Origin of the sequence: Sulfuricurvum sp., from assembly GCF_049305995.1 — a bacterium.
In the GTDB taxonomy this organism is placed as follows: Bacteria; Campylobacterota; Campylobacteria; order Campylobacterales; family Sulfurimonadaceae; genus Sulfuricurvum.
Genome location: NZ_JBAQPS010000386.1, coordinates 1 through 8,155 on the forward strand (window position 1 = coordinate 1; position 8,155 = coordinate 8,155).

7 protein-coding genes are annotated in these 8,155 nt (G+C 41.8%); 3 read left to right on the forward strand and 4 right to left on the reverse strand.

Annotated features, from left to right (window positions below; all coding sequences use genetic code 11):
• Both WA010_RS12870 and recR read left to right on the forward strand, forming a co-directional pair.
• Positions 1-883: RQC domain-containing protein (locus tag WA010_RS12870; RefSeq protein WP_422557519.1), on the forward strand; the 883-nt coding region annotated here is incomplete at its 5' end.
• Positions 884-899: 16 nt separating this feature from the next.
• Positions 900-1,469, forward strand: coding sequence for a recombination mediator RecR (gene recR, locus WA010_RS12875; protein ID WP_422557520.1), 570 nt, complete (start codon positions 900-902; stop codon positions 1,467-1,469).
• Here recR and WA010_RS12880 read toward each other — a convergent pair.
• The 4 genes from WA010_RS12880 to WA010_RS12895 all read right to left on the reverse strand — a co-directional run bounded on the left by WA010_RS12880 (position 1,466) and on the right by WA010_RS12895 (position 6,908).
• Positions 1,466-3,409 (reverse strand): EAL domain-containing protein, encoded by a 1,944-nt coding sequence (locus WA010_RS12880; RefSeq protein WP_422557521.1) that lies wholly within the window; start codon positions 3,407-3,409, stop codon positions 1,466-1,468. The genes recR and WA010_RS12880 overlap by 4 nt on opposite strands.
• 164 nt (positions 3,410-3,573) lie before the next feature.
• Entirely contained in the window at positions 3,574-5,196 is a 1,623-nt protein-coding gene (locus tag WA010_RS12885; RefSeq protein WP_422557522.1) for a potassium channel family protein, read from the reverse strand.
• Between the two features lie 38 nt (positions 5,197-5,234).
• Positions 5,235-5,612, reverse strand: coding sequence for a DUF6394 family protein (locus WA010_RS12890; RefSeq protein ID WP_422557523.1), 378 nt, complete (start codon positions 5,610-5,612; stop codon positions 5,235-5,237).
• Positions 5,613-5,654: 42 nt separating this feature from the next.
• Positions 5,655-6,908, reverse strand: coding sequence for a putative glycoside hydrolase (locus WA010_RS12895; protein WP_422557524.1), 1,254 nt, complete (start codon positions 6,906-6,908; stop codon positions 5,655-5,657).
• A 119-nt stretch (positions 6,909-7,027) separates the two neighbouring features.
• Between WA010_RS12895 and WA010_RS12900 the strand changes: the two genes are divergently transcribed.
• A partial coding sequence (locus WA010_RS12900) for a DEAD/DEAH box helicase (RefSeq protein ID WP_422557525.1) occupies positions 7,028-8,155 on the forward strand: 1,128 nt, incomplete at its 3' end.

Here is an 8,155-nt window from a genome sequence, read left to right on the forward strand (position 1 = left end):
GCCTAAAACCATCGAGAACTACTATCAAGAGATCGGACGTGCAGGGCGTGATGGGATCGACTCCGAAGCGGTGCTCTTTTATTCAGGTTCTGATTTTCACAACAAAAAAAGGCTCATCGACGAGGGAAGTGACCCCCAATATCGCGAAATGATCCTCGCTAAACTCCGCTCCGCGATGGATTATGCCACCGCCGAAGAGTGCCGCCATCGCCTGATCGCCTCTTATTTCAGCGACACGGTAGAACCCTGCAATGATCGTTGCGACAACTGTAAGGATTCATCTGCTCCTAAAACCGATATCACCGTCCCCGCCCAAAAGTTCCTCTCGACTCTCTATAGAACAGGAGAGCGTTTCGGTGCTACCTATATCTCAGAAGTGCTTTGCGCAGATGAAAAAGAGAAAATCCTCTCCAACGGTCATGAGAAACTGAGCGTTTTCGGAATCGGAAAAGAGCTGAGCAAGAGTACATGGAGCACCATCTCCAAAAGACTCATCGAACTCGGAGCCATCGAACCCGACGAATACAAAGCGCTCAAACTCACCGCGACAGGTGCCGATATCCTAAAAGGAAAACAGAGCGTCCACATCCGTCAAGAGCGCCTAACCACTAAAAAAGCCTCTGTAAAAATTAAAACGGACAATCTACACGCACCGAAATATTTCGAGGATTTCAAAGCCCTCCGCGCTCGCATAGCCAAAGAACACCGCATCCCCGCCTACATCGTCTTCGGAGACAAAACCCTCTACTCCCTCGCCGAACAACTGCCAACAAGTAAAGAGGAAATGCTGAACATCAGCGGTATTGGTGAGGTAAAATTTGAACGTTACGGGGAGCTATTTTTAAAATTATCGCGGGAGTTGAGTGCTAAAGAGCGGGATTGATTGTATAATAATCACTATGAAACGTTCCTTAGAAAAATTTAACCGCCTTGTCGATGCTCTCCAACAGCTCCCTACTATAGGGCAAAAATCTGCCACCCGTTTAGCCTATCACATGGTGATGCATGATAGTTTCGGTGCCCTTAAACTTGCTCATGCGATCGAAAGTGCAATCAGTAGTCTGAAAAAATGCCGCTCGTGTGGCGGACTCAGCGAAGACGAATTATGTGCTATTTGCAGTGATGAGAGGCGAAATCATGAAATTCTCTGTATCGTCGAGAATGCCAAAGATATTCTGACGTTTGAAGAGAATGCCCTTTTTGATGGACGTTATTTCGTACTAGACTCTATCGAAGAGCTCGATATCTCTCATTTGCGAGGAATTGTCCAAAGCGGGATTAAAGAGGTGATTTTTGCTCTCACTCCTTCGATCGCGAATCAGGGGGTAATGCTCTATATCGAGGATAAACTGATCGATTGCGATATACGGTTTAGCCGCATTGCACAGGGGGTTCCGACAGGGGTGAGTTTGGAGAACGTCGATATTCTCTCACTAACCAAAGCGATGGAAGATCGGGTGAGCATCTAAAGCTTAGCAGGTTTTCCGATATAAAAGCCTTGAGCATAGTCGATACCGAGCTCTTTGCATTTTGTATATACCGATTCGTTACAGACATATTCAGCAACGGTTTGAACGTGAATTTTTTTAGCAAAATCAACAATGGTCTCTACCACGATGGCATGTTTTTTTTCAGTATCGATATTTTTGATCAGTGAACCGTCGATTTTGATGTAATCAATGTTGAGTTTTAAAATATTTTCAAAACTGGAATATCCGGTACCAAAATCATCAATCGCTATTTTGGCTCCCATCAATTTAACCTGTTCAATGAAATGGGATACAACATCAAAATTTTCGATCCCCTCAGATTCTAAAATCTCAAAGATGACTCTATTGGCAGTTTGAGTACGTTGGATTGTGTTTAGGATAAAACTTACGGTAGATGGGGTGACAATATCACTTATGGAGAGGTTAATAGAGAAACTTTCAGATCGGTTAGTAAATGTTTCACAAGATTGTTTGACGACACTTTTGGTAATTTCAGGGTAATGTTTCGTTTTTTGTGAAAGTTTGAGAAAATCGTTAGGGTAGATAATTTGATTGTCTTTGGTTTTTAGACGGACTAGGGTTTCGTATTTAATAATTTCATGCGTTTCAAATGTAGTGATAGGTTGATAATGACAAATAATATTTTCATTATTGATGGCATATTTGATAGTATTGGCCATAGTTATATTATTTTGGAAAGTGATTTTAATCTGTTCATCTTCAGTAAAAATATTAAGAGGAATTTTTCTTTCTTTAGCCTGATGCATAGCTATATCTGCCGATATCAAATTAGCATTATTGCCATACGCTAAACCGATAGTAGGACGTATACTGATATTTTGATCATCGATGATAAAAGGTTCATTTTCTATTTTTGTTATGAGAGTTTCAAGATGATGTTTTATCTCTTCAAGCGTAATCAGATGGTCATAAATAAGGGCGAATTCATCACCGTCAACCCTATAAGTAGGGTGATAGGAGTTAAGAAAATTAGAAAATTGGATCAAAATACTATCACCCGCTTTGATACCAAAAAAATCGTTTATTTCTTTAAAGTCATCAATGTTAATGATTGCAATAGCATTGATAGGTTCATGTTGTATATCATCATTTAGCTTATTGCGATTTGGTAGATGAGTCAGTGAATCACGGTAAAATTGTTCCACAAGTTCAAGCGTTTTGTCGCTGACTTGTTCTTGGAGGATATTGTTGATTTCTTTGAGCTCATGTGTCGCTTCATCTATCTGAGCTTGGAGGATAGTATTGTCCTTTTTAAACATTTTTAAAAGATAGAGGATTGGAGAGAGGGAAAGAAGTATGAGCATTGCTCCAATAACTTCCTGAACGGCAGCTTCAAAAGAGAGTGATTGAATAACAGCAAAATCAAAATCGGTACCAATCACATAATCATGCCCTTTCAGGGTTGTGTGGGGAATATAAATACTTCTAAAGTTTCCCCATGAATCTTGATTGGCATCTTCATAAACGACTTGTTTTGTTTGGAATGCTTGTAAAATATGGGTATTAAATTCATAGTCATCATAATAGCGAGTCAATTTGTTACCAGTTGCTATCTCTTCATCGGTCGCACTACTGGATAAAAAACGGAGTGTACGATTTTCATCTAGGACTAAGAGGTATATATATTTTACGTCGGAAGCTTTAGCAAATTTAGAGAGGGATCGAATATTTTTCATATCTTCATTTGGAGAGATAGCGTTGGAGGTTCGAGCGCGATCGACGAAAGAATCTCCTATGATAACTTCGGTAGCTATAGCTGCAGCGATGAGCCTTTCATCCACTGACTTTAGGATAGCAGTTTTTTTATTTTCATAGCTCAAAAATCCGTATCCGAATATCACAAATAAAGAAAAGACAAGAGAAACGATGATTCTGTTTTTATGTAAAAATTGGAACAAGAACCTCTCCCTCCATTTTAAAAATAGTATTGATAAATTTTAATAAATTTTAATAATTATAATACGTTGAAGAAATGAAGTCAAGAGTATTTAAGAGATAGTTTTTTGTATTTATAATCTAGGCAGTGTGTGGATGAGCCAGTCAGTGAGTTACTTGAATAGGGCTAACGAAACCATCGAAGAGCGAGACGTGATGCTTCAACCCCATGTATAACATAGTAAAGTTCATAATAATGATTGACGATGGTTTTAAAGGTTTCTAAACTTGGTCGAGTTGTGGCAAACAGTAAATGATCGTGTGGCATCAGTAGCGTATTTCCTGATGGAAGGAGAATAAACTCTCCATTTGAACGTTTTAGCCCGAGTATTACAATTTCCAGATCTGTTTCATCTCGATAGGGATTATTAATTAGTTGGGTGATTGAAATAGAGGTATGGGATAAAAAAGTAGTGAGTGCATACATATGTTTTAGATCAATTGCCATTTCCAATAATGCTGGACGCTTATTTACTTTATCGGTAATGGTGAGTAGGGTATCCACAAGTTGCTCTTTTCCAAAATGTGATATTCCTTCGATAAATTCAAATGTCATCGGACGATCAATGTAGTTGTACCCGTCCAATGCGGCAATTTGATCGACAATAAAAATTTTATCAACTCTAAGATGCGAAAAAAGGCTTTTTTCTTCGAGTTCATTTTCCCGAACAATGGCAAAAAGTTTTGGATTGAGTGCGCGGGCAGTAGCAATAATGGAAAGATTAATCGCATCATCATTGGTTCCGGCAATAATACATGAAGCCTCCATGATTCCCGCTTCTAAAAAGAAATCCTGATCGGATGAGACTTTTTCATGGATCTCTTTGTTAATATCGAGATAGGTATAGTCGATTCCATTGACATCAAGTGTTTTTTTAATGGTTTTACCGAATCGTCCGCCGGAACAAACGATGTATTTACCGGTTGGCAGAATATCGCTTTTACTGACATGAAGATTACCCCCTTGTATCCAGCTAAGAAGATTAAAAAGATAGGGTGATTTGAGAGCAAAATCGATCCGTCGTGCGATAATAGAGAATATGTCGATAATGTGGTTAACACCTATGTTGGAGAGATTTTCTCCACCGTGTTTTATCCCTGAACGGGCAATGATCTCTAATTTTGGATTTAAAATTCGGGCTCGGACGGAGATTTTTAGATTGAGCTGATCATCATCAAAAAGGGTGATGAGGAATTTACAGTTGGGAGATTGAACACCGGAAGCTTTGAGTACATCCGTCATGGATGCATCGGCAAGGATGGCGGGGATGGAAGGCATATAAAGTTCACTTTGAAGTGCTTCTATTTTTTCCATCTGTTTATCAATGACGACGATACGATAGAGGTTGTCTTGATTGAGTTTATTGATGAGTAATTTACCCGCATCGGTATAGCCGCAGATAATGATGAACTCTTGGCTGAGATGGCGAACGTGACGTCGAAAGGTATTCATTTTGATCGCATAGAGAAACGATTTATCTTGAAAAAGTGCGATGATGGAACCTAATGCATAAATCCATGCCGGTACGGCTGTATAAATGGTTAATAAAACAACAATCCGCTGTGGATAGCTAAAAGCGTACGGTATCTCCCCAAAACCAATAGTAGTTGCCGTATAGCCGACGATATACATGGAATCGAAAAAATTGAGATAAACGGTTTCACCATTGACCTCGATACCTGGAACAAGCGTGAGAAGAATAACGGGAATGGCATGGGCTAAATTTAGAGCGATGAGGGGAGTTCTCATCTTCCGTAAAAAAAGCCAAATGGTTGATTCGTTATTCATTAGCGTTTGAGTAAAAGAGTCTCACCGACGAATAGGGTGACTGAAATGACGTTCGCAACTAGTGCTCCTGCGGCGAGAGAGACGACGATGGTAAAAAGTTCAGGTGTCATAACACTGGTCATATTGACGATTCCCCAAAATGACGCGGCAGCTATAAGCTGTAAATCTGCAACGAAACTGGTAGCGAGGAGAACGGAACCGGTCTGGGTTTTATCTCCCAGTTTCATCACGGTAGCTATGATGTTTACGGTAATGGCAGCGACGAGTTCATAGACACTATGATATGCAATAACATCAAAATCTCCATACACAAATCCAAAATTAAGAGTGAGTGCAAGGATGATAAAAAAACCTGAGATTACTTTTTCTGAATTCATACGATGACTCCTTGTTAGATAAGAAATTTTACATTCTTTTCATTAAGAAGAAAGTTTATCTCTATTTTTACTAACATTTCGTTCAAGGCGAATCAATCCTGCAGCACTATAAACATTCCGCGGGTTCCACAAAATCCATCCGCAGCTGCCGAAATCTTCGCATCCACGAATTTGGTCACGAATCTCTTTGTCTCCGTAGATGCGGCGATCAAACGCGTAGTCACGGAATGCTTGAAGCCACGGTCTATACGCCAGAGGTGAACCGCCCGATTTTTCGAGTGCTTTATCGAGGGAGTGTTTTACAATCTCATAGTTCGCTGCTACCGGATTAGAATATCCCGGAATCCCCGCATTAAATCCGCTCGGATAAAGCATCGGTGAGAGATAATCGACATACGGTGCGAGGGCATCGACACGCTGTCCGATTTCGATATCGGCGTCATGCCAGCTGACGTATCCGAAAATATCGGCTGAGATGAAAACATTGTAGGGGATCAGACGGGTACGCGCACTCTCTAAAAAGCCGCTGATTGCTTCTACACGGTTAGCTTGGTTGTTTTCAACCGAAAATTTGATCCCTTTGCGATCCGGAAAACGGACATAATCGAACTGAATCTCATCAAAGCCCGCTTTGGCTGATTCTTCGGCAATATCGATAATGTATTTCCAAGAGTCTTTACGGGATGCATCGACCCAGTAAAGTCCCTCTTTGTCTTTAAAGAGTGTTCCGTCGGTTTTTTTAACACCGTATTGCGGATGTGCAGTCACATAAGGGGTATCTTTAAACGAGACGATACGGGCGATGGTATAAATTCCCTCTTTTTTCAGATCGGCTACGAATTTTGGTAAATCTTTAAAAAGGATAACCTCTTGAGCACCGATTTTATTGGCGATGGGGTTGGCTGTTTTATAAGCGATTTGACCGCGATCCATTTTGATATCAATAACGAGGGCATTAACTTCAGTCGTACGGATCAAATGTTTCGCGTTCCCCATGATTTTACCGTGAGTCGCTCCGAAACTGGAGAGATAGAGTGCTTTGGGGATAACACGTTCGAGGTACATTTTCCCGCCGCTTTTGTAAAACTTACGCTCATATCCGACCGCACGAACCCCGATCATGTTGGTTTGCGGAATACGAAACGTACCGTTTTCGTCGGTTCGGTACTCTTTATTTTCAGATATGACGATGGCAGAGGCTATGGGCTTTAAACTCTTTTTGTCGAATATGGTACCACTAGTAGCAGCTCCCCATACAAACGCACTCAGCGTCACTAAAAGCGCAATTGCTCTCACTCTTTTCTCCCTCTCAAATCAATTGTGGTATCGTAGCAAAAAAAATGCCATAATGAGGAGGTTTGAAGCGACAAAATGTTACCATTCATGAACAAAATACCAAAAAGGTAATATTCATAATGTCATTTACGACTTTAGGGCTAAATGCCCATCTTCTCGACACTCTTACTGAAAAAGGCTACAGTGAGCCGACACCGATCCAAACACAGGTGATTCCTCTCGTTTTGCGAGGACGTGATATCCTCGGGGCGGCACAAACAGGGACGGGGAAAACAGCGGCATTTGCCCTCCCGATCCTCCATAAACTCATCAGTGCTAGCGGTACTAAACAAAGCAGTGCCAGAGCGCTAGTGATCGTTCCGACACGCGAACTCGCCTCCCAAGTGGCTGAAGCGATTGAAACCTATGCACAGGGGCTTGAGATCACAACGCTTGCCCTCTATGGCGGAGCCAATATGGCACGTCAAGCCAAAGAGCTAGGGGAGGGGGTCGATATCATCGTCGCTACTCCCGGCCGTCTTATCGAGCTAAACAAACAAGGGCACGTTCCCCTCTCGCGAATCGAGTTTTTGGTGTTCGATGAAGCTGACACGATTTTCGATATGGGATTTATTCGTGAAATAGGGCAGATTATCGATCTCCTCCCTATTAACCGCCAAAATATGCTCTTTTCAGCAACGATGACCCCTGCGGTGAAACAGTTGAGTGAAAAGATCCTAAAAAAACCTCTTTTGATCGAGATCGATAACCTCAAAGCCGCCGATATGACGTTGCGTCAAGTCGTACATCCGGTTGAGAAAGAGCGTAAAAAAGAGCTATTATCCTTTTTGATCGGCTCCAACAACTATCCACAGGTTCTCGTCTTTACCCGCACCAAAGTCGAAGCCGATGAGGTGAGTGCCGATTTAACCGCGAGTGGACTCAAAAACGTCGTCATCCATGGCGACAAAAAACACGGAGCACGTGATCGTGCACTCAGCGAGTTTAGAGAAGGTTCTGCTCGTATCCTCGTCGCGACTGATATCGCCGCACGAGGATTGGATATCGATGGGCTGGATGTCGTCATCAACTACGATATCCCCCATGTCAGCACCGACTACCTCCACCGTATCGGACGCACCGGACGTGCAGGGAATGATGGATTAGCGATTACGCTCCTCTCTTCGTCAGAACATATCTCATGGTCCAAAATCATAACGATGCTCGGCAAAAATGTAGAGACAATTTTAGTTCCCGATTTTGAACCT